This window comes from Streptomyces sp. NEAU-YJ-81 (assembly GCF_017592595.1).
Lineage (GTDB): Bacteria > Actinomycetota > Actinomycetes > Streptomycetales > Streptomycetaceae > Streptomyces > Streptomyces hygroscopicus_B.
In genome coordinates, this window is sequence record NZ_JAGFNO010000002.1 from 169,273 (window position 1) to 189,350 (window position 20,078).

Below are 20,078 nucleotides of genomic sequence, written 5' to 3' on the forward strand. Positions count from 1 at the left end.
GGTTTAGGGAAATTCCGCAACTTCCGTCCGGCCTCGATCTTTCTCGGCGGTCGTGGCCGTGTTAGGCCGGGTGCCCCAGGAGCATCGTGGGGGAGCCCTTCGAGCGCGTCAGCACGATGGTGCAGGCGTTCCCGCCCTCGAGCCGGAGCTTCTTGCGGAGCTGCTCCGGCTCGACCGCCGAACCGCGCTTCTTGATGGTGGCGATGCCGACCTCCCGCTCCCGCAGCAGCGCCTTGAGCCTCTTCAGGTTGAACGGCAGCACATCCGTGATCTCGTACGCGGTGGCGAACGGCGTCGGGCGCAGCTCGTCCGTCGTGATGTAGGCGATGGTCGGGTCGATCAGCCGGCCGCCGACGCGGGCCGCGACATCGGCGACGAGATGGGCGCGGATGACGGCCCCGTCCGGCTCGTAGAGCCAGCGGCCGACCGGGCCGGGCTCGGGGGCGGGAAGGTGCGGGGTGCCGACGAGGGAGTGGGCGCTCGGCAGAAGGGTGGCGCGGCGCAGCCCGGGGCGGGCGGTGCCGAACCACAGGACGGCCTCCTTCACCTGGCCGTGGTCCGAGATCCACTCGGCCTCCGCGTCCTCGGGGACCGCCTCGTGCGGCACGCCGGGGGCGATCTTGAGGGCGGCGCGCGGGGTGGTGCGGGCGGCCTCGATGGCCCAGGAGAGGGGCGGGGAGTACGCCTCGGGGTCGAAGACGCGGCCCCGGCCGCCGCGCCGGGCCGGGTCGACGAAGACCGCGTCGAAGGGCCGGGTGTCGATGTCGGCGACATCGGCGCAGCGGATCTCGATGAGTTCGGCCAGGCCGAGCGCCTGGGCGTTGGCGCGGGCGACGGCGCAGGTCAGCGGGTCGCGGTCGACGGCGAGTACGGAGATCCCGGTGCGGGCGAGCGCGATCGCGTCGCCGCCGATGCCGCAGCACAGATCGGCCATGCGGCGGACGCCGAACTCCGCGAAGCGGGCGGCGCGGTACGCGGCGACGGAGGTGCGGGTGGACTGCTCGACGCCGTTCGGCGTGAAGTACATGCGGTGCGCGTCCTCGGGGCCGAATTTGGCCACCGCCCGCTGCCGCAGCGTGGCCTGGGTCAGGGCCGCCGAGACCAGCGCCGGGGGGTGGTCCCGGCGCAGCCGCGTCGCGGTGGCGAGCTCCTTCGCCGGGTCGTAGTCGCGGAGCCCGGAGAGCAGCGCCTGCCCCTCGTCGCCGAGCAGTGAGTCGAAGGCGTCAACGTCCACATGGCCCATTCTCCCCGCTCCCGCGAGCGCATTCGCCCGCGTAGGGCGCGCAGATGCACGCCCCTGGACCGAAGATCACTTATGTGATGATGATCAAGACTGGTTTTCCTCGCTGTCTGGTTCTCGTCGGCGCGGCAGCCGTGCTCACGGCCTGCGGATCCCTCGGCGCCGCCACCGAGCCGCACACCGGCTCCCGTCACGGCGCTCCCATGCCGCCGGCCTCCCTCGCCTCCCGGCTGGACGACCCGCCGTCGCCCTCGCAGCCGCCGTCCGGACGGGAGCCGGAGCGGCGGCCTCCGGCGTCGTCCGGGCCGGGGTACGAGGGGTACGAGGGTGAGGCCCGGGACGGCGCGTTCCCGGACGTGCCGCCGCGCTCCGGTGACGCCTCGGCGTCCGCCGCGCCCCCGGCCGCGGGGCCGTCCGGCACGGGCTCCGCGCTGCCGCGCTCGGCCCTGGTGGGCGCCTCCGACGCCTACCGCCGCTGGGGGCTGGACCGGCCGCTGGAGCGGCCTCCGGCCCCGCCCGCCGTCAAGCCCGCGCTCGGCCGGTCGGGGCCGCAAGCGTGGGGGCTGCCGCCGATCGTGCGGCAGGTGCCGACCGACCAGCGGGTGGTCTTCGTGACGATCGACGACGGGATCGAGAAGGATCCGCGCTTCGTGGAGCAGGCCCGCGAGCTCGGGCTGCCGTTCACCGCGTTCCTTACCGACAACGTGATCGGGGACCACTACGACTACTTCGACCAGCTACGCCGGCTCGGCAATCCCATGGAGAACCACACCCTCACCCACCCCAGCCTGGCCGGTATGGCCTACGACGACCAGGTGCGGGAGATCTGCGGTCAGCGGGACATCCTGTGGAACCGCTTCGGTCAACAGCCGCGCCTCTTCCGTCCCCCTTTCGGGGAGTACGACGAGACGACGCTGCGGGCGGCGGGCTTCTGCGGCGCGCAGACCGTGGTGCTGTGGCGCGCCGAGATGGAGACCCACGGGCTGGCCTACCGCTCCGGCGACCATCTGCTGCCGGGGGACATCATCCTCGCGCACTTCCGGGGGCCGGAGCAGCTTGAGGGGCAGTCGATGACCGACATGATCACGGGGCTGGTGCGGGCGATCCAGGCCCAGGGGTTCACGATCGGGCGGCTGGAGGACTATGTGTGACGGCGCCCGGGGGGAGGGGCTGCGCAGACGGCCTGGGGCTCTGGAGCGGGGTGGGGCCGCGCGGAGTGCCCGCGGCCCTGGAGCGTGGCGGCCGTAAGGCGGTGATGAGGTGGCGAGCGGGGGCCCGCCACCACGTCGCTTGGCACTCTAGTTGACTGAGTGCTAACCGCGTCATAATGTCGAGGCTGGCACTCGGGACCGATGAGTGCCAAGAGATACAGCGACGGGCAGGTCCGGCACCCGCGACGACGGATCCACCTGGTCGCCACCTCAGACAGTTGACCCCGTGAGATCTCCGAAGGGGGAGGTCGGATCGTGACGACCACCAGCTCCAAGGTTGCCATCAAGCCGCTCGAGGACCGCATTGTGGTCCAGCCGCTCGACGCCGAACAGACCACGGCCTCAGGCCTGGTCATTCCGGACACCGCCAAGGAAAAGCCCCAGGAGGGCGTCGTCCTGGCCGTGGGCCCGGGCCGCTTCGAGGACGGCAAGCGCCTTCCGCTCGACGTCTCCGTCGGTGACGTCGTGCTCTACAGCAAGTACGGCGGCACCGAGGTGAAGTACAGCGGCGAGGAGTACCTCGTCCTCTCGGCTCGCGACGTCCTCGCGATCGTCGAGAAGTAATCACCGAAGTTTTGCCTATGAGCCGTGCCCCGGTGCCCGCGTCTGAAACCGGGGTCGGGGCGCGGTTCGTTTGAGAGGACATACGCAACTCATGGCGAAGATCCTGAAGTTCGACGAGGACGCCCGTCGCGCCCTCGAGCGCGGCGTCAACAAGCTTGCGGACACCGTCAAGGTGACGATCGGCCCCCGTGGCCGCAACGTCGTCATCGACAAGAAGTTCGGTGCTCCGACCATCACCAACGACGGTGTCACGATCGCCCGCGAGGTCGAGGTCGAGGACCCGTACGAGAACCTGGGCGCCCAGCTCGTCAAGGAGGTGGCGACCAAGACCAACGACATCGCGGGTGACGGCACCACCACCGCGACCGTGCTGGCCCAGGCCCTGGTCCGCGAGGGCCTGAAGAACGTGGCCGCGGGCGCCTCCCCGGCCGCCCTCAAGAAGGGCATCGACGCGGCGGTCAAGGCCGTCTCGGACGACCTGCTGGCCACCGCCCGCCCGATCGACGAGAAGTCCGACATCGCCGCCGTGGCCGCGCTGTCCGCGCAGGACAAGCAGGTCGGCGAGCTGATCGCCGAGGCGATGGACAAGGTCGGCAAGGACGGTGTCATCACCGTCGAGGAGTCCAACACCTTCGGTCTGGAGCTCGACTTCACCGAGGGCATGGCCTTCGACAAGGGCTACCTCTCGCCGTACATGGTCACCGACCAGGAGCGGATGGAGGCCGTCCTCGAGGACCCGTACATCCTGATCCACCAGGGCAAGATCGCCTCGATCCAGGACCTGCTGCCGCTCCTGGAGAAGATCATCCAGGCCAACGCCAGCAAGCCGCTGCTGATCATCGCCGAGGACGTGGAGGGCGAGGCCCTCTCGACCCTCGTCGTCAACAAGATCCGCGGCACCTTCAACGCCGTCGCGGTGAAGGCCCCGGGCTTCGGTGACCGCCGTAAGGCCATGCTCGGCGACATCGCCACCCTTACGGGCGGCACCGTCATCGCCGAAGAGGTCGGCCTCAAGCTCGACCAGGTCGGTCTGGACGTGCTGGGCACCGCCCGCCGCGTGACCGTCACCAAGGACGACACCACGATCGTCGACGGTGGCGGCAAGAGCGACGAGGTCACCGGCCGCGTCAACCAGATCAAGGCCGAGATCGAGGCCACGGACTCCGACTGGGACCGCGAGAAGCTGCAGGAGCGGCTCGCGAAGCTGGCCGGCGGCGTGTGCGTGATCCGCGTGGGCGCGGCCACCGAGGTCGAGCTCAAGGAGAAGAAGCACCGCCTGGAGGACGCCATCTCCGCGACCCGCGCCGCGGTCGAGGAGGGCATCGTCTCCGGTGGTGGCTCCGCGCTGGTCCACGCCGCGAAGGTGCTGGAGAACAGCCTGGGCCTGGAGGGCGACGAGGCCACCGGTGTCGCGGTCGTCCGCCGCGCCGTGGTCGAGCCGCTGCGCTGGATCGCCGAGAACGCCGGTCTCGAGGGCTACGTCATCACCTCGAAGGTCGCCGAGCTCGAGAAGGGCTACGGCTACAACGCGGCCACCGAGGAGTACGGCGACCTGGTGAAGGCCGGCGTCATCGACCCGGTCAAGGTCACCCGCTCCGCGCTGGAGAACGCGGCGTCGATCGCCTCGCTGCTGCTCACCACCGAGACGCTCGTGGTTGAGAAGCCGGCCGAGGAAGAGGCTGACGCCGGGGGCCACGGTCACGGTCACGCGCACTGACGCACTTGCGTTTGCACGTTGCTGCTGTGCGAAGGCGCGGCCGCCCTGGGGGCGGCCGCGCCTTCGTTGTTTGTCCCGCGGCGGGTGAGGGTTCCGCTGGGTGCGGGTGTGTGGGGGGTGCGCCTGCTGTTTGTGGTGGGTGCCGGGGGCGGGGCCTCCGGTGCGGTGCCCTGGACCGCATATTTACGGCGCCGGTGCCCGGGAGCGTGGAGTGGGCCGGAGATTGGCGCCACAAATATGCGAAAGCGTCCAGGACACCACCCCTGCGACCCCGCCCCCTCCCGTCTCGTCGGCGGCTCCCCGCCGGTGGCACCGGGCGCCTGTCCGTCCCGCGTTCGTGATTTCAGCCCCTCCGGCGTTTGAGGAGCGGGGTTCGGGGCGGAGCCCCGGCGGGGGCGAGGGGCGGAGCCCCTCGTTTCGGGAAGGGGCGGGGTGGGGGACTTTCCGCCGGAGGCGCCCACGGTCCGCACTCGGTGTTCGGCCCCGGGGCCGGGTGTTGCGTGGGTGCGGCCCCGGGCCGGGCAATCCCGGGAGGGCTATGCCTTCGCCGGGGGCCGGCCGACCTTGGAGGAGAGGGTGGAGAGGGCCGAGCGCGGGGCCAGCTTCGCCAGGCTTGTCATCGCCTTGTAGCGCGGGTCCGGGATGGACAGTGACTTGCCCCGGGCGAAATCCTTCAGGGCCGCCGTGACCAGCCGGTCCGCGTCCAGCCACATCCAGCTCGGCACGCTCTCCCGCTTGATTCCCGCTCGCGCGTGGAACTCCGTACGGACGAACCCCGGGCACAGCGCCATCAGCCGTACGCCCGCGCTCGCCAGGTCCTTTGCCGCGCCCTGTGTGAACTGCACGACCCACGCCTTGCTCGCCCCGTAGGTGCCGCGCGGGAAGAAGGCCGCGATCGAGGCCACGTTGATCACCCCGCCGCGCCCGCGGCCGCGCATCGTTTCGGCGCCCGCGCTGGTCAGTCGCAGCACCGCCTCGCAGTGCAGCTTCAACATCCGCAGCTCATCGGTGATCGGCACCTCCAGATAGCGGTCGCGGTTGCCGAAACCGGCGTTGTTGACGAGCAGATCGACCGGGTGGGTGCGGTCCCTGAGGCGGGTCTCGACCGCGGCGATCCCGTCATCCTCGGACAGGTCCGCCACCAGCACGTCGGCCTCCACGCCGTGCCGGTCGTGCAGATCCGCCGCCTGCTCCCGCAGCCGCTTCTCGTCGCGTGCGACGAGCACCAGATTGTGCCCGTCGGCGGCGAGCCGGCCCGCGAAGGCGGCCCCGATGCCCGCGGTGGTTCCGGTAATCAATGCAGTCGTCATACGCGCACGTTATCGGCCGCGGCAGGCCCCGGCGGACCGCCGAGCGGGACCGTGAGCGATCTGGGCCGGAATGAACACTTCCGTCAGCTGGACCGGTACTTGAGGGCGGCCTCCCGCGCCTCCGGATGGAGTGCGTCGCCCGCCACCAGCACCCTCGGCAGCAGTTCCCGCTCCGTGGTCTCGGCGCGGAAGAGGAAGGCGACCGTCACCTCGTGGTCGGGCCGGTGCACGATCTCGACGGGGTCGCCCGAGCGGACCTCGCCGGGTTCGAGCACCCGCAGATACGCCCCGGGGACGGCGGCCTGGGTGAACCGCTTGACCCATCCCCGCTCGCCCAGCCACCCCGCGAACGTACGGCAGGGGATGCGCGGTGAGGTCACCTCCAGGAGCAGCTCGCTCCCCACCCGCCAGCGCTCGCCGATGAGGGCGCCGCTGACGTCGATGCCGCTGGTGGTGAGGTTCTCACCGAAGACGCCGTTGGCCAGCTCGCGGCCCAGCTCCTGTTCCCAGACGTCGAGGTCCTCGCGGGCGTAGGCGTAGACGGCCTGGTCGTCGCCGCCGTGGTGGCGGGTGTCGCAGACCGCGTCACCGGACAGACCGCTGCCACCCTGGCCCTTCGGCCCCGGGGCCGCGACCCGTACCGGGCGCTCGACGGGACGCTTGTCGATACCGGTGCCGGTGGGGCAGTCGCTGTAGTCGGTCGGCGTCGCGCGGCCCAGATTCACCGTGAGAACGGCTGGAGTTTGCAGCATGACCGCACGGTAGGGCAGGGCGGTCAAAGCGTCGACGTAATATCCCGGCCCATTCCCAAGGGTCGCTTATGCTCGGAGGCATGATCGAGGCCCGCCATCTCAGGGTGCTGCGCGCGGTGGCCGCCACCGGTTCCTTCTCCGCCGCCGCCCGCGAGCTGGGCTGCACCCAGCCTGCCGTCAGCCAGCAGATGAAGGCCCTGGAGGGCGCCGCGGGCACCCCGTTGCTGATCCGCAGCGGGCGGGAGATGCGGCTGACCGAGGCGGGCCGGGCGCTGGTGCGGCATGCCGCCGGGATCCTGGCCGGGCTGACCGCCGCCGAGGAGGAGGTCGCGGCGATCGCCGGGCTGCGGGCGGGCCGGGTGCGGCTGGTGTCCTTCCCCAGCGGCAGCTCGACCCTGGTGCCCATGGCGCTCGCCGAGATGCGCGCGGCGCACCCGGGGACCCGGGTCTCGCTGGTGGAGGCCGAGCCGCCGGGCTCGGTGGAGATGCTGCGCGCGGGCGACTGCGAGATCGCGCTGGCCTTCCGGTATCCGCAGATGAGCGAGGAGGCTTCGGGCGGTGCCGAGTGGGACGACCTGGTCCTGCGGCCGCTGCTGAACGACCGGCTGGTGGGCGTGGTGCCGGAGGGGCACAAGCTCGCGGGCGCCGGGGCGGTGGGGATCGCCGAGCTGGCCGGGGAGCCGTGGATCGCGGGCTGTCCGCGCTGCCGGGGGCATCTGGTGGAGGTGTGCGAATCCGAGGGGTTCACGCCGCGGATCGACTTCGCGACGGACGACTATCCGACGGTCGTCGGCCTGGTCGGGGCCGGGCTGGGGGTCGCGGTGCTGCCCGAGCTGGCGCTGGAGTCCGTACGGGCCAAGGGCGCCACGACGCTGGAGGTGGAACCTGCGGTGCGCCGGGAAGTGGTGGCGCTGACCCTGCCCGACCTCGCCCGCGTCCCGGCGGTGGCGGCGACGCTGGACCGGCTGCAGCAGGCGGCCCACAGGTGAGCGGCGGGCGTTCGCGCACCGGGTGGTGGCAGAAGGAACGTTTCTTCGATTGGCTGCGACCGGGCTCCGATCAGGCTCCGGGGGCCCCGGTGCCGGCGACCGCTCGGTGGCGTGCCCGCCCCATGAGCTCCTCGCGCTCGTCCTCGGTCAGTCCGCCCCACACTCCGTAAGGCTCGCGTACGGCGAGGGCGTGCGCGGCGCACTGCGCTCGTACCGGGCAGCGCATGCACACCTCTTTCGCCGACATCTCGCGTGCGCTGCGGGCAGCGCCGCGCTCCCCCTCCGGGTGGAAGAAGAGCGAGCTGTCGACCCCGCGACACGCGGCCAGGAGCTGCCAGTCCCACAGGTCGGCATTCGGGCCGGGAAGACGGGAGAAATCTGCCATTGCCTTATCTCCTCGATGCGATCGGCTGCGGACGCTGCGTCCCGGGTCGTACACCTACGGTGTAAGTAGATGTAAATATGACTCATTGCGAATCTAGCCACACAGACCACCAAATTGGAAGCAAGGTCGCCAAATGCCACCGAAGGGACTGCCTCGGGGGCTGCCCTATGGGGGAGACGCGAAGGGCGCGACCTGTGCGACGAAGCTGCTCCGTGTCCGCGCCCTCACGTAGAGTGTCGAAGGTGGCCGCCGAACCCCGTAACTCTTTCGGGTGACCGTCGTTGAGAGTGCGGAGGCGGTTGATGGGTAAAGCTCTCGGACAGATATCCGGGGCTGTCAATCGCTCAGGTGACGATATGTACCAGCCTGGAGGCTCAAGGTGACGCGCATCAGCTGCGGAGGACGGCCATGACATCCGTCCTCGTCTGCGACGACTCCCCGCTTGCCCGAGAGGCGCTGCGCCGTGCGGTGGCGACCGTGCCCGGCGTCGAGCGTGTGACGACGGCAGCCAACGGCGAGGAAGTCCTCCGCCGCTGGGGCGCCGACCGCTCGGATCTGATTCTGATGGACGTACGGATGCCCGGTCTCGGCGGAGTCGAGACCGTGCGGCGGCTGCTCTCCGCCGACCCGGGCGCCCGGATCATCATGCTCACGGTCGCCGAGGACCTCGACGGCGTCGCGCTGGCCGTGGCCGCCGGCGCCCGTGGCTATCTGCACAAGGACGCCTCGCGCGCCGAGCTGCGTGCCACCGTGACACAGGCGCTCGCCGACCCCACCTGGCGGCTGGCCCCGCGCCGGCTGCGCTCGGCCGAGATGGGCGCCGCGCCCACCCTCACCGCGCGGGAGATCCAGGTGCTCGAGGGCATGAGCCACGGCCGCTCCAATGCGGAGATCGGCCGTGAGCTGTTCCTGTCCGAGGACACGGTCAAGACGCACGCACGCCGGCTGTTCAAGAAGCTCGGCGCGTCCGACCGGGCCCATGCGGTGGCCCTCGGGTTCCGCTGGGGTCTGGTCCGCTGACTCGGCCACGACCGTTCTGACGTGCTGCGCAGCGGGGGCGCTATGGTCCCCGCCCGCCGGGTGGCGGGCGGGGCGAGAGCGTGCGCGGCGGGCCCTGTCGCGGTGGCCTGTACCAGTTCCCCGCGCTATGCCGCATCCTTGAAGGTGTGGAGTTCCTCGGGGACGAGTCGGTCGGGCGTGAGGGGAGAGCGCAGGACGTGACGACAGCCGGCGCACCTGCTCATAACGCTTCAGCGCACAACTACGGACGCGGTGCCACGGAGCCACCGGGCCCGAGGCACCATGGATGGATGCCGCGCGACGACGAGAACCCAGGAGCCGCCAAGGGCGCTCCCGGGGGCACGGGGCCGATCGGCGCCCTCGTCGGGCGCGCCGTCGAAGGGGACGAGCAGGCCACTCATGACCTGCTGGCCCTGGTCCATCCGCTGGCCCTGCGGTATTGCCGCACGAGGCTGTCCCGACTTCCGGGTGATGCCCGCCACTTCGTGGACGACCTCGCGCAGGAGGTCTGTCTCGCGGTGCTGTGCGCGCTGCCGCGCTACCGCGACACCGGAAAGCCCTTCGAGGCGTTCGTCGTGGCCATCGCCTCCCACAAGGTCGCCGATCTGCAGCGGGCCGCCATGCGCCACCCGGGCTCCACGGCCGTCCCCTCGGACGAGATGCCGGAGCAGCCGGACGATTCGCTGGGGCCCGAGGAGCGGGCGCTGCTCAGCAGCGACGCGGAATGGGCCAAGAAGCTCCTGGCCAACCTTCCGGAGAACCAGCGCGAGCTGGTGCTGCTGAGGGTCGCGGTCGGGCTGACGGCGGAGGAGACCGGGCAGATGCTCGGCATGTCCCCCGGAGCGGTGCGGGTCGCCCAGCACCGGGCCCTGAGCAGGCTGCGCGCGCTCGCCGAGCAGTGAGCCGAGGGCCTGCCGGTCCGCGGTCGCGCTCGTTACCTCGTTGTGCCTTCCGTATTTAGCAGCTCACTGAGAAGTTATCCACAGGGCGGAATGAGGCACTCGGGGAGCCCGTTAGCATGGGAGTCCGCGCTGGGGCAAGACCATTTGGAAGGGTGTCATGACTGACAACGTCGACGGAGTGCCTGAGAAGTTCGCCATGCTCGGGCTGACGTACGACGACGTGCTGCTGCTGCCGGGCGCCTCCGAGGTGCTGCCGAACGCGGTCGACACCTCGTCCAGGGTCTCTCGGAATGTCCGGGTGAATGTGCCCCTGCTGTCCGCCGCCATGGACAAGGTCACCGAGTCCCGGATGGCCATCGCCATGGCCCGGCAGGGCGGGGTGGGCGTGCTCCACCGCAATCTGTCCATCGAGGACCAGGCCAACCAGGTCGACCTCGTCAAGCGCTCCGAATCCGGCATGGTCACCGACCCGATCACGGTCCGGCCGGACGCCACGCTGCACGAGGCGGACGCGCTGTGCGCGAAGTTCCGCATCAGCGGTGTGCCGGTCACGGACGCGGTGGGCAAGCTGCTCGGCATCGTCACCAACCGTGACATGGCCTTCGAGGTCGACCGGGGCCGCCAGGTCCGCGAGGTCATGACCCCGATGCCGCTGGTCACCGGCAAGGTGGGGATCTCCGGCGAGGACGCGATGCAGCTGCTGCGCCGCCACAAGATCGAGAAGCTGCCGCTGGTCGATGACGCGGGCCTACTCAAGGGCCTGATCACGGTCAAGGACTTCGTGAAGGCCGAGAAGTATCCCCACGCGGCGAAGGACGCGGGCGGCCGGCTGGTCGTGGGCGCCGCCGTCGGCGTCGGCGACGAGGCGTACGAGCGGGCGCAGGCGCTGGTCGAGGCCGGCGCCGACTTCCTGGTCGTGGACAGCGCACACGGCCACAGCCGGGGCATCCTCGACATGATCGCCAAGGTCAAGTCGAATGTCTCGGTCGATGTGGTGGGCGGCAATGTCGCCACCCGGGACGGCGCCCAGGCGCTGATCGATGCGGGGGTGGACGGAGTGAAGGTCGGCGTCGGCCCGGGCTCCATCTGCACCACGCGCGTGGTCGCGGGCATCGGTGTGCCGCAGGTGACGGCGATCTATGAGGCCGCGCGGGCCTGCCACGCGGCCGGGGTGCCGCTGATCGGCGACGGCGGTCTGCAGTACTCGGGCGATATCGCCAAGGCGATCGCCGCCGGTGCCGACACGGTGATGCTCGGCAGCCTGCTGGCCGGCTGCGAGGAGTCGCCGGGCGAGATGGTCTTCATCAGCGGCAAGCAGTTCAAGTCCTACCGGGGCATGGGTTCGCTGGGTGCGATGCAGACGCGCGGCCAGGCCCGCTCGTTCTCCAAGGACCGCTACTTCCAGGACAACGTGCTCTCCGAGGACAAGCTGGTCCCCGAGGGCATCGAGGGCCAGGTGCCCTACCGCGGTCCGCTGGCCTCGGTCGCGCACCAGCTGGTGGGCGGTCTGCGGGCGTCGATGGGCTATGTCGGCTCGGCCAATGTGGCGGAGCTGAAGGAGAAGGGCCGCTTCGTGCGGATCACCTCGGCGGGCCTCAAGGAGAGCCACCCGCACGACATCCAGATGACCACCGAGGCGCCGAACTACTCCGGCCGTTGACCCGCGCCGTTCACCCGGGCGACCCTGCGCAGGTCCGGGCAGGGATACTGGGACGGCTGTTCGTGAACAGGGAAAGGCACCCACGTGACTGAGATCGAGATCGGGCGCGGCAAGCGCGGCCGCAGGGCGTACGCGTTCGATGACATCGCCGTTGTGCCGAGTCGTCGCACCCGGGACCCCAAGGAGGTCTCGATCGCCTGGCAGATCGACGCCTACCGCTTCGAGCTGCCGTTCCTGGCCGCGCCGATGGACTCGGTGGTCTCGCCCCGCACCGCGATCCGCATCGGTGAGCTCGGCGGCCTCGGGGTGCTGAACCTGGAAGGGCTCTGGACCCGTTACGAGGACCCGGAGCCGCTGCTGGCGGAGATCGCCGAGCTGGACGAGGGCACCGCGACCACCCGGATGCAGGAGATCTACGCCGAGCCGATCAAGGAAGAGCTGATCGGCCAGCGCCTGAAGGAGGTGCGGGACGCGGGCGTGGTGACCGCCGCCGCCCTGTCCCCGCAGCGCACGGCGCAGTTCTCCAAGGCCGTGGTGGACGCGGGCGTCGACATCTTCGTGATCCGCGGGACCACGGTCTCCGCGGAGCATGTCTCCGGCGCCGCCGAGCCGCTCAACCTCAAGCAGTTCATCTATGAGCTGGACGTCCCGGTCATCGTGGGCGGCTGCGCCACCTACACGGCCGCGCTGCATCTGATGCGCACCGGCGCCGCCGGTGTGCTGGTGGGCTTCGGCGGCGGCGCCGCGCACACCACCCGCAATGTGCTGGGCATCCAGGTGCCGATGGCGACGGCGGTCGCCGATGTCGCCGCCGCCCGCCGGGACTACATGGACGAGTCCGGCGGCCGCTATGTGCATGTGATCGCCGATGGCGGCGTCGGCTGGAGCGGCGATCTGCCCAAGGCCGTCGCCTGCGGCGCGGACGCGGTGATGATGGGCTCCCCGCTGGCGCGGGCCACGGACGCACCGGGCCGCGGTCACCACTGGGGCATGGAGGCCGTGCACGACGAGGTGCCGCGCGGCAAGCGGATGAACCTGGGCACGGTGGGCTCCACCGAGGAGATCCTCCTCGGCCCCTCCTCCATCCCCGACGGTTCGATGAACTTCTTCGGGGCGCTGCGCCGGGCCATGGCCACGACCGGCTACTCGGAGTTGAAGGAGTTCCAGCGGGTCGAGGTCACGGTCACCCCGTCGGCCCGCGACAAGAGCTGAGCCTGCTTCTGAGCGTTCCGCACGGCTGGACGTTCTTCAGGTTCTTCAGCAAGGGGACGGCCCCGACCGCATCGCGGTCGGGGCCGTCCTTTGTCTCTCTTGTGTCGCTGTGCGCGTCGCGCGTGGGTCAGCGGTTGCTGATCCGGTAGGCGGTGCTGACCGCGGCGACCGGCGCGAGCGCCATGAAGATGTAGGTCAGCGCGTCCGAGTCTTCCTTCCACGACTTCCACAGGTCGCTGAAGTGGTCGAAGAAGATCTCGTTCGAGGAGAGCACCTGGCTGCTGGCGCCGCCGCCGATCTTGTCGGCGTAGTTGCTCATCACATCGTGCAGGATCATCGCGTAGCCGTAGAGCTCACCGAGGAACACCGCGGCCAGGGCCAGCACCGCGCCGACCACCCACAGCCCCGTGTTGCGACCGCCCAGCTTGGCGATCGCCAGACCGATGAGCGCACCGACGACCACACCGGCGTAGGCGAACTGCGTGACCTCCGGCGGGGTCTTGTCCGTGTCCGCCATCGCGCTCAGCAGGAACGCGTAGAGGAACGCGCCGACGAGAGTGGCCACGATGGCGGCACCCACCGCCAGCATGGGGTTGCCCGGACGGCCGACCGGCGGCGCGGGCGGCGGGAAGCCGCCGCCGTACTGCGGCTGGGGCTGCTGTGGCTGCTGGGGCTGCCCCTGCGGGTAGCCGTAGCCCGGCTGCGGGGTGCCGTAGCCACCGGCCTGCTGGGGCGGGCCGGGCTGCTGCGGGTAACCGCCGGGCTGCTGTGGGTAGCCACCCGGCTGCTGTGGCTGCTGCCAGTTCTGGCTCATGGAATTCCCCCGGGGATGAAGGTGTTGAGACCGCGTTCCGGGGACAGCTGAGCTGATGAGCGGCTGCGGGCTGGGAACGCGGATGGAAACTATCGAGCCATAAAAGTAACAGGCAGGCATGACAACCAGACAAGTCGTGTCTGACGTCCGTGACATGGCTGGGACCGGACGGAGACACGCTGGCCCGGCTTATGCGGATTTCGTCGGCCGCTACTCGGTGATCCGCTTCGCGACGAGGTAACTCTCCGCGCCGGCCACGGCGTAGAAGGTGATGTCGTTGCGCCCCAGGATGTCATCCCGCCAGTGGTCCATGACCAGGCCGAAGTGCCCGATCAGGGTGTCCGTGGTGGGCCAGGAGCTCTCGTCCCCCATCAGCACCGCGACGCCGAGCAGTTGCGCCAGCGAGACGCCGACCACCGCGAGCGGTATGCCGATGAGTGCCAGCAGCGGCGCGCGGCCGCCCAGCTTGCCCAGCGCGGCGCCGGTCAACAGCCCGATGCACAGCGCCCAGTAGCCGACCTCCTGGCCGCGGTGACCGATTTTCCCCTGGATGAAGCCGAAGACCAGCGCCCCGAGCAGCGCCGCCGCGATGCCCGCCGCGAGACCACGGGCCGGTCGTGGGGCCTGAGCTGCGGAGGGTCCGGACGCGATCATGACCGCAAGGTAGCAGTGGCCTAGCCGTACGGTGGTGCGAATGACATCAGTGCCGGGACAGAATCCGGCATAAGCAATAATGTCAACTTATGGCGCAGAACAAGTCGTTCAATGGGCGTGACATGGGTATCGACCTCGGCACCGCCAACACACTGGTGTACGTACGGGGCAGGGGCATCGTGCTCAATGAGCCGTCGGTTGTGGCAGTGAACACAGCCGACGGCAGTGTGCTGTCGGTGGGCTCGGCGGCCAAGGAGACCATGGGGCGGACGCCGACGAACATCGTCGCCGTGCGACCGCTGCGCGATGGCGTGATCGCCGATTTCGAGATCGCCGAGCGCATGCTGCGGTACTTCATCAAGAAGGTGATGGGCAGCCGCCGGCTCGCCCGTCCCCGTGTGGTCGTCTGCGTGCCCTCCGGGATCACGGGCGTTGAGCGGCGCGCGGTGATGGAGGCGGCCACCCAGGCCGGGGCCCGTCAGGTGCATCTGGTCGAGGAGCCCATCGCGGCGGCGATCGGGGCGGGGCTGCCGGTGAGCGAGCCGACCGGCTGCATGGTCGTCGACATCGGCGGCGGTACGACGGAGGTCGCCGTGGTCTCGCTGGGCGGCATCGTCACCGCCCGGTCGGTGCGTACCGCGGGCGACTCCATGGACGTGGCGATCACCTCCTATGTGAAGAAGCAGTACGCGCTGGCGATCGGTGAGCGGACCGCCGAGGAGATCAAGGTCTCCATCGGATCCGCCTCGCCCGCCGGGTCGCTGTCCGTGCCCCGGGTGTCGGAGGCCGTCCGGCGGCCCGAGCGGAATGTCGAGGTGTTCATCCCGGGCCAAAGCGAGGACCCCGAGGACACCCAGGCGCTGCTGCCGCCGGACCGCTGCACCATCCGCGGCCGCGACCAGGCGACCGGGCTGCCCAAGGTGCTCGAACTGACCGCGGACGAGGTACGGCACGCCCTCGCCGAGCCGGTGGACAGCATCGTCGCGGCGGTCCGGTCCACGCTCGACGAAACCCCGCCCGAGCTGGCGGGCGACATCATGGACCGCGGCATCGTGCTGACCGGCGGCGGTGCCCTGCTGCGCGGTCTCGACGTACGGCTGGGGCGCGAGCTGAACATCCCGGTGCTGGTGGCCGACGACCCGCTGGACTGTGTCGCCATCGGCACCGGCCGCTGTGTGGAGGACTTCGCCTCACTGCGCACCGCGATGGACGCACGGCCTCGTCGGCCGGACACGGTGCGGGTGTGATGCTTCGGGGGCGGGCCGTGGGGGTGTGAGGGTTCGGGGCCGCGCCCTGCGGGTGTGACCCTCCGCGTGCCGGACAGGGTGCGGCTGACGCCCCGGGGCCGCGTCGTGCGGGCGTGATGCCTCGGGGCCACAGCCTTGGGATCGCACTGTGCGGGCGGGACGTCTCGCGGCCGCAGTCTCGGGATCGCACCGTACGGGTGCGATGCCCCGGGGCCACCTCGTGCGGGTGTGACGTCTCGGGCCGCGCTGTGCGGGCGGGACGTCTCGGGCCGCGCTGTGCGGGCGGGACGTCTCGGGCCGCGCTGTGCGGGCATGATGCCTCGGGGCTACAGCCTCGGGCTACGCCGTGCTGGGGGGATGCCTCGGGGCCACAGCCCCGGGATCGCGCTGTGCGGGCGGGACGCCTCGGGCTGCGCTGTGCCGGAGTGACGCCTCGGGCCGCGCCGTGCCGGAGTGACGCCCCGAGCGGGCCCCGCAGGGTCTCCCGGGGCCGGGGCCTCCCCAGGCCCTCCCCGGGGTGGGGGTCTTGAGCGTGCGGCATCGTCCTCGGCGTGGTGGGCTGGTGACACCGCGTCGGTCCCGTGCGGCGCGGGCGGACGACAGACGCGGGCGTCGAGGTGGTGGTCGTGGGGTGCGGCGGGACGTACGGGCGGGCGGTCGTCGCGACCGTCACCACGATCCTGGTCGCGATCACTTCCGTACCGGTGACGCCCACCGGGCCCGCCGAGGCCGTGGGCCCGGCGCCCGGCCGCGAGACGTACGGCGCCACGACAGCTCAGGGCCCGTGGCGGGCGTACGGCACCACCGCGGCGCAGGGTCCGTCGTGTTCGTACGGCGTCACCGCGGGGCAGGGTCCGTCGTGTTCGTACGGCGTCACCGCGGCTCAGAGCCCGTCGCGTTCGTACGGCGTCACCACCGCTCAGAGCCGCTCGCCGTCGTACGGCTCCACCCCGGCGCAGAGCCCCTCGCGGTCGTACCCCGTGTCCGTCGAACTGGCCTCCCTGACCCCCGCGGTGATCCGCCAGGGTGGCGACCTGAGGATCACCGGGCGGGTCACCAATACCTCCGGGCGGCGTCTCGGGCCCGCGCATATCGGGGTGCGGATCGGTGCGTCCGGCGCGATCGACACCCGCGGCGGGCTCTCCGCCGTGGCCCGCCGCGCGCCGCTGACCCGGGCCGACGGCCCCGAAGTGCCCGGCCGCACGGCCCGCCTCGCCGCGCTGCCGACCGGCGCCGAGCGCGGCTTCCGGCTCACCGTGCCCGTCCCCGACCTGGAGCTGGACGACGCCGGGTCGTACGCGCTCACCGTAGATGTCGTCCGCGAGGGCGGCGCCGCCGCCGGGACGGTGCTCGGGCTGACCCGCACCCATCTGTCCGCGTACCCCGACGCCATGCGGCTGGAGCCGCTGCGCACCACCGTGCTGTGGCCGGTCCTCGACACCCCGCGAATGGAGGCGCTGACCCTGCGCACCCAGGACAGCGTGCTGCCGGTCTTCCGCGATGACGAGCTGACCGCCGCCTTCGGGCCGGGCGGCCGGTTGCGGCGGCTGGTCGAGATGGGCAAGGGGCAGCCGGTCACCTGGGTCCTCGATCCGGATCTGATCGTCCAGGCGCGGGCCATGGCGGCCGGGTACCGGGTGGCCCGTACGCCCGGCGACAGCGATCCGCAGGAGGCCACCGAGGGTGAGGGCGGCGAGGCGGCGGCGGACTGGCTGGCCGCGCTCCGCAGGGCGGTGCGGGGCCGGGAGGTGATCGCGCTGCCGTACGCGGACCCGGATCTGGCCTCGCTCGCCCGCGGCGGCGGCGCCCCGCTCGCGAGTCTGCTGCGCCGGGCCTCCCGCACCGGCCGCAGCGTGGTGGACCGGGCGCTGGGCGTTCACGCGCGCACCGGTGTGGGCTGGCCCGCGGGCGGTGAGCTGGACGACGGGATCGCCCGGTACGCCAAGGAGCTCGGCCTGGACACGGTGCTCGCCTCCGGCGCCGGGGTGGCCTCCGAGGGCGAGCTGGTCTCCGAAGGGGCCACCGACGACGGCGCCGTCTCGCTCGAGGGCGGGACGACCGCGCTGCGCTACGACGCGGCGATCGCCGCCCAGCTCTTCGCGAGCCATCCGGCCGCGGGCGCCTCCGGCGAGCCTGCCCGGCTGCTGCTGCGGCAGCGGTTGCTGGCCGAGACGCTGACGGCCGCGCGGGAGCTGCCGTACGCCCGGCGCGAGCTGGTGATGGTGCCCCCGCGCCGGATGCCGCTCGCGGTCGCCCGGGTGCTGCTCACGGTGGTGGCCGAGGGCCGGAAGGCGGGGTGGCTGGAACCGGCCGGATTCGCGGCCGCGCTGCGCAAGCCCACGGCGGGGCGGTTGCGGGGCTTCGACGGCTATCCGCTCGCCCGGCACGCCTCCGAGCTGCCGCCCGCCCGGCTCGCGGCGGTGGTCCGGGACCGGCGGCGGATGCGCGCCCTTGCCAAGGTGCTGTCGGACGCGCGGGCCACCGCCGCGTCCGTCCGGGCCGCGCTGGCCCGCTCCGTCGCGACCGCCTGGCGCGCCGACCCGTCGGGCGCGGCCTCGTACCAGCGGGGGGTGTCCCGCTATCTGACCGCCTCGATCGCGTCGGTGCGGCTGGTGCCGAAGTCCATGGTGGTGGTGGCCGGGGGCTCGGCGACCATCCCGGTCACCGTCGACAACGGGCTGCAGCAGGACCTCACCGGAGTGGAACTGCGGGTCCTCTCCAGCCGTCCCGAGCGGCTGAACGCCCGGGACCGCGCGATGCCGGTCCGGGCGTCACGGGCGGTGAGCCGTACGGTGCGGATCCGGGTGAAGGCGTACGCGAACGGCCCGGTACGGCTGACCGCCCAGCTCTACACCACCGCCGACGGACTGCCCTGGGGTGCGCCGATGACGTTCACGGCGGATGTGCGGTCGGTGCCGTCGGGCGCGGTGATCTTCGTACTGGGCGGGACGGCGCTGATCGTGCTGGCGGCCGCGTTCCGGCCGCGGCGTATGCGGCGGCGTTGACGAAGCGAGGGTCAGGGCTGGTCAGAGCCGGTGCGCCGTCCCCGCCGGTCCCGCCCCTCGCGTGTCCAGCAGTAGCTGGGCCTTCACCGCGAGTCCCTGCAGGTCGTAGGTGCGGTGGGGCTGTAGCAGGACGGTCAGGTCGGCGTCGGCCGCCGCCTCGTACACCGAGTCGGCGCGCTCCACCTCGCGCCCCAGCACCCGCCATCGCGCGACGTACGGGTCGTGGTAGCTGAGCCGGGCGCCCAGCTCGATCAGCCGGGAGGCGATCTCCCGGGCGGGCGAGCCCTCGGCGTCGGCGACGTCGGCCTTGTAGCCGACGCCCAGCAGCAGGACGTGCGCGCCGCGCGCCGACTTCCCGTACTCGTTGAGCAGGGCCGTGCAGCGGCGGGTGACATAGCCCGGCATCCGCCCGTTGACCTGCTGCGCGAGTTCCACCATGCGCAGCGGGAGGCCGAGGCCGCGCTGCTGGTCGGCCATATGGCCGTGGTCGACCGGCACGCCGTGGCCGCCGACGCCGGGGCCCGGGCGGAAGGACTGGAAGCCGAACGGCTTGGTCTCGGCGCAGCGGACCACGTCCCACACATCGACGCCGAGGTCATGGCAGTACACCGCCATCTCGTTGACCAGGGCGATGTTGACGTGCCGGTAATTGGTCTCCAGGACCTTGACGGTCTCGGCCTCGCGGGTGCCGCGGGCCCGGACGATCTTTTCGGTGAAGCGGCCGTAGAAGGCGGCGGCCGCCTCGGTGCAGGCGGGGGTGAGGCCGCCGATGACCTTGGGGGTGTTGGCGGGGCCGTGGGCGCGGTTGCCCGGGTCGTGGCGGCAGGGGGAGTAGGCGAGGTGGAAGTCGCGCCCGGCTCGCAGCCCGGATCCCTCCTCGAGAAGCGGACGGAGGAATTCCTCGGTGGTGCCGGGGTACACGGTCGATTCCAGCAGAACGGTGGTGTGCGGACGCAGCCGCGCCGCGAGCGTACGGGCCGCCTCGCCGACCGCCGACAGATCCAGTCTGCGGTCGTCCCCGAGCGGGGTCGGTGCGCAGATCACGGCGGTGCGGACGCGGCCGAGCTCGGCGGGGTCGGCGGTGATCCGGAAGCCCTGGGCGGCCATCCGGCGCAGTTCGGCGGCGGACAGCCGGCCCTCGCCGCCCGAGCCGGAGGGCAGCCGTCCGGACCGGAGGTCGGCGGCGAGGCGCGGATCGGGGTCGTAGCCGACGGTACGGACGCCGGCGGCGGTGGCGGCCTGGGCGAGAGGAATACCGAGATGACCGAGTCCGATGACGGCGAGATCTGCGGGCATGACGTCGTGTCGTCCTTCCCGGGACGATGTCGGATGGCGCAAACCCCCCACAGACAGACTAAGCGGAAATATGACTCGTATTCAGTATTGATGGGAGGTG

The 20,078-nt window shown here is 71.6% G+C and carries 17 protein-coding genes; 10 read left to right on the forward strand and 7 right to left on the reverse strand.

Translation table 11 applies throughout. The annotated features are described in order from the left end of the window. Nucleotides 1-61: 61 nt before the first annotated feature. Nucleotides 62-1,243: a methyltransferase domain-containing protein gene (locus tag J5X86_RS06335; RefSeq protein WP_208515789.1), complete on the reverse strand. Its 1,182-nt coding sequence runs from the start codon at nt 1,241-1,243 to the stop codon at nt 62-64. A 77-nt stretch (nt 1,244-1,320) separates the two neighbouring features. Between J5X86_RS06335 and J5X86_RS51900 the strand changes: the two genes are divergently transcribed. The 3 genes from J5X86_RS51900 to groL all read left to right on the forward strand — a co-directional run bounded on the left by J5X86_RS51900 (nt 1,321) and on the right by groL (nt 4,732). Then, nucleotides 1,321-2,391, forward strand: coding sequence for a polysaccharide deacetylase family protein (locus J5X86_RS51900; protein ID WP_279595159.1), 1,071 nt, complete (start codon nt 1,321-1,323; stop codon nt 2,389-2,391). 315 nt (nt 2,392-2,706) lie between these two features. Beyond that, complete coding sequence (gene groES, locus J5X86_RS06345; RefSeq protein ID WP_014054228.1) at nt 2,707-3,015, forward strand: co-chaperone GroES; 309 nt, start codon at nt 2,707-2,709, stop codon at nt 3,013-3,015. 91 nt (nt 3,016-3,106) lie between these two features. Further along, nucleotides 3,107-4,732 carry a chaperonin GroEL gene (groL, locus tag J5X86_RS06350; RefSeq protein ID WP_208515791.1) on the forward strand — a complete coding sequence of 542 codons (1,626 nt, stop codon included), beginning with the start codon at nt 3,107-3,109 and terminating at the stop codon, nt 4,730-4,732. A gap of 536 nt (nt 4,733-5,268) precedes the next feature. Here the strand turns inward: groL and J5X86_RS06355 are convergent. Further along, a complete protein-coding gene (locus J5X86_RS06355) occupies nt 5,269-6,042 on the reverse strand; it encodes an SDR family oxidoreductase (RefSeq protein WP_208515792.1) in 774 nt (257 codons plus the stop codon). A gap of 83 nt (nt 6,043-6,125) precedes the next feature. Beyond that, complete coding sequence (locus J5X86_RS06360; protein WP_208515793.1) at nt 6,126-6,794, reverse strand: MOSC domain-containing protein; 669 nt, start codon at nt 6,792-6,794, stop codon at nt 6,126-6,128. Nucleotides 6,795-6,874: 80 nt separating this feature from the next. Here J5X86_RS06360 and J5X86_RS06365 point away from each other — a divergent pair, with 80 nt between their 5' ends. Next, a complete protein-coding gene (locus tag J5X86_RS06365) occupies nt 6,875-7,783 on the forward strand; it encodes a LysR family transcriptional regulator (RefSeq protein WP_208515794.1) in 909 nt (302 codons plus the stop codon). Nucleotides 7,784-7,853: 70 nt separating this feature from the next. Here the strand turns inward: J5X86_RS06365 and J5X86_RS06370 are convergent, their stop codons facing one another. Next, on the reverse strand, nt 7,854-8,168 hold the full coding sequence (locus J5X86_RS06370) for a WhiB family transcriptional regulator (RefSeq protein ID WP_078642965.1): 315 nt from the start codon (nt 8,166-8,168) through the stop codon (nt 7,854-7,856). Between the two features lie 408 nt (nt 8,169-8,576). On the opposite strand from J5X86_RS06370, the gene J5X86_RS06375 reads away from it, so the two are divergent. From J5X86_RS06375 to J5X86_RS06390, 4 genes are all read left to right on the forward strand, one after another. Continuing rightward, nucleotides 8,577-9,188, forward strand: coding sequence for a response regulator transcription factor (locus J5X86_RS06375; RefSeq protein ID WP_003948568.1), 612 nt, complete (start codon nt 8,577-8,579; stop codon nt 9,186-9,188). A 290-nt stretch (nt 9,189-9,478) separates the two neighbouring features. Then, on the forward strand, nt 9,479-10,090 hold the full coding sequence (locus J5X86_RS06380) for a sigma-70 family RNA polymerase sigma factor (protein WP_243979620.1): 612 nt from the start codon (nt 9,479-9,481) through the stop codon (nt 10,088-10,090). Between the two features lie 157 nt (nt 10,091-10,247). Continuing rightward, nucleotides 10,248-11,750 carry an IMP dehydrogenase gene (gene guaB, locus J5X86_RS06385; RefSeq protein ID WP_078642967.1) on the forward strand — a complete coding sequence of 501 codons (1,503 nt, stop codon included), beginning with the start codon at nt 10,248-10,250 and terminating at the stop codon, nt 11,748-11,750. An 84-nt stretch (nt 11,751-11,834) separates the two neighbouring features. Next, entirely contained in the window at nt 11,835-12,962 is a 1,128-nt protein-coding gene (locus J5X86_RS06390; RefSeq protein ID WP_208515796.1) for a GuaB3 family IMP dehydrogenase-related protein, read from the forward strand. 127 nt (nt 12,963-13,089) lie between these two features. On the opposite strand, the gene J5X86_RS06395 is transcribed toward J5X86_RS06390, so the two are convergent. Further along, nucleotides 13,090-13,776, reverse strand: a complete 687-nt coding sequence (locus J5X86_RS06395) for a hypothetical protein (RefSeq protein ID WP_208515797.1) — start codon at nt 13,774-13,776, stop codon at nt 13,090-13,092. A 210-nt stretch (nt 13,777-13,986) separates the two neighbouring features. Then, the gene (locus tag J5X86_RS06400; RefSeq protein WP_208515798.1) at nt 13,987-14,430 is read right to left on the reverse strand and encodes a hypothetical protein; all 444 of its coding nucleotides are present in this window, start codon (nt 14,428-14,430) and stop codon (nt 13,987-13,989) included. Nucleotides 14,431-14,519: 89 nt separating this feature from the next. On the opposite strand from J5X86_RS06400, the gene J5X86_RS06405 reads away from it, so the two are divergent. Next, on the forward strand, nt 14,520-15,677 hold the full coding sequence (locus tag J5X86_RS06405; protein WP_208515799.1) for a rod shape-determining protein: 1,158 nt from the start codon (nt 14,520-14,522) through the stop codon (nt 15,675-15,677). Between the two features lie 581 nt (nt 15,678-16,258). Beyond that, on the forward strand, nt 16,259-18,682 hold the full coding sequence (locus J5X86_RS06410) for a DUF6049 family protein (RefSeq protein ID WP_308124452.1): 2,424 nt from the start codon (nt 16,259-16,261) through the stop codon (nt 18,680-18,682). Nucleotides 18,683-18,703: 21 nt separating this feature from the next. On the opposite strand, the gene J5X86_RS06415 is transcribed toward J5X86_RS06410, so the two are convergent. Beyond that, the gene (locus J5X86_RS06415) at nt 18,704-19,978 is read right to left on the reverse strand and encodes a nucleotide sugar dehydrogenase (RefSeq protein ID WP_208515800.1); all 1,275 of its coding nucleotides are present in this window, start codon (nt 19,976-19,978) and stop codon (nt 18,704-18,706) included. Nucleotides 19,979-20,078: the final 100 nt, after the last annotated feature.

Excerpts from the sequence above, each read along its gene's own strand:
- guaB (WP_078642967.1), top strand. The coding sequence starts at position 10,248 with ATGACTGACAACGTCGACGGAGTGCCTGAGAAGTTCGCCATGCTCGGG.
- J5X86_RS51900 (WP_279595159.1), top strand. The coding sequence starts at position 1,321 with ATGATGATCAAGACTGGTTTTCCTCGCTGTCTGGTTCTCGTCGGCGCG.
- J5X86_RS06395 (WP_208515797.1), bottom strand. The coding sequence starts at position 13,776 with ATGAGCCAGAACTGGCAGCAGCCACAGCAGCCGGGTGGCTACCCACAG.
- J5X86_RS06370 (WP_078642965.1), bottom strand. The coding sequence starts at position 8,168 with ATGGCAGATTTCTCCCGTCTTCCCGGCCCGAATGCCGACCTGTGGGAC.
- J5X86_RS06335 (WP_208515789.1), bottom strand. The coding sequence starts at position 1,243 with ATGGGCCATGTGGACGTTGACGCCTTCGACTCACTGCTCGGCGACGAG.
- J5X86_RS06355 (WP_208515792.1), bottom strand. The coding sequence starts at position 6,042 with ATGACGACTGCATTGATTACCGGAACCACCGCGGGCATCGGGGCCGCC.
- J5X86_RS06375 (WP_003948568.1), top strand. The coding sequence starts at position 8,577 with ATGACATCCGTCCTCGTCTGCGACGACTCCCCGCTTGCCCGAGAGGCG.
- J5X86_RS06405 (WP_208515799.1), top strand. The coding sequence starts at position 14,520 with ATGGCGCAGAACAAGTCGTTCAATGGGCGTGACATGGGTATCGACCTC.
- J5X86_RS06400 (WP_208515798.1), bottom strand. The coding sequence starts at position 14,430 with ATGATCGCGTCCGGACCCTCCGCAGCTCAGGCCCCACGACCGGCCCGT.
- J5X86_RS06380 (WP_243979620.1), top strand. The coding sequence starts at position 9,479 with ATGCCGCGCGACGACGAGAACCCAGGAGCCGCCAAGGGCGCTCCCGGG.
- J5X86_RS06365 (WP_208515794.1), top strand. The coding sequence starts at position 6,875 with ATGATCGAGGCCCGCCATCTCAGGGTGCTGCGCGCGGTGGCCGCCACC.
- J5X86_RS06415 (WP_208515800.1), bottom strand. The coding sequence starts at position 19,978 with ATGCCCGCAGATCTCGCCGTCATCGGACTCGGTCATCTCGGTATTCCT.
- groL (WP_208515791.1), top strand. The coding sequence starts at position 3,107 with ATGGCGAAGATCCTGAAGTTCGACGAGGACGCCCGTCGCGCCCTCGAG.
- J5X86_RS06360 (WP_208515793.1), bottom strand. The coding sequence starts at position 6,794 with ATGCTGCAAACTCCAGCCGTTCTCACGGTGAATCTGGGCCGCGCGACG.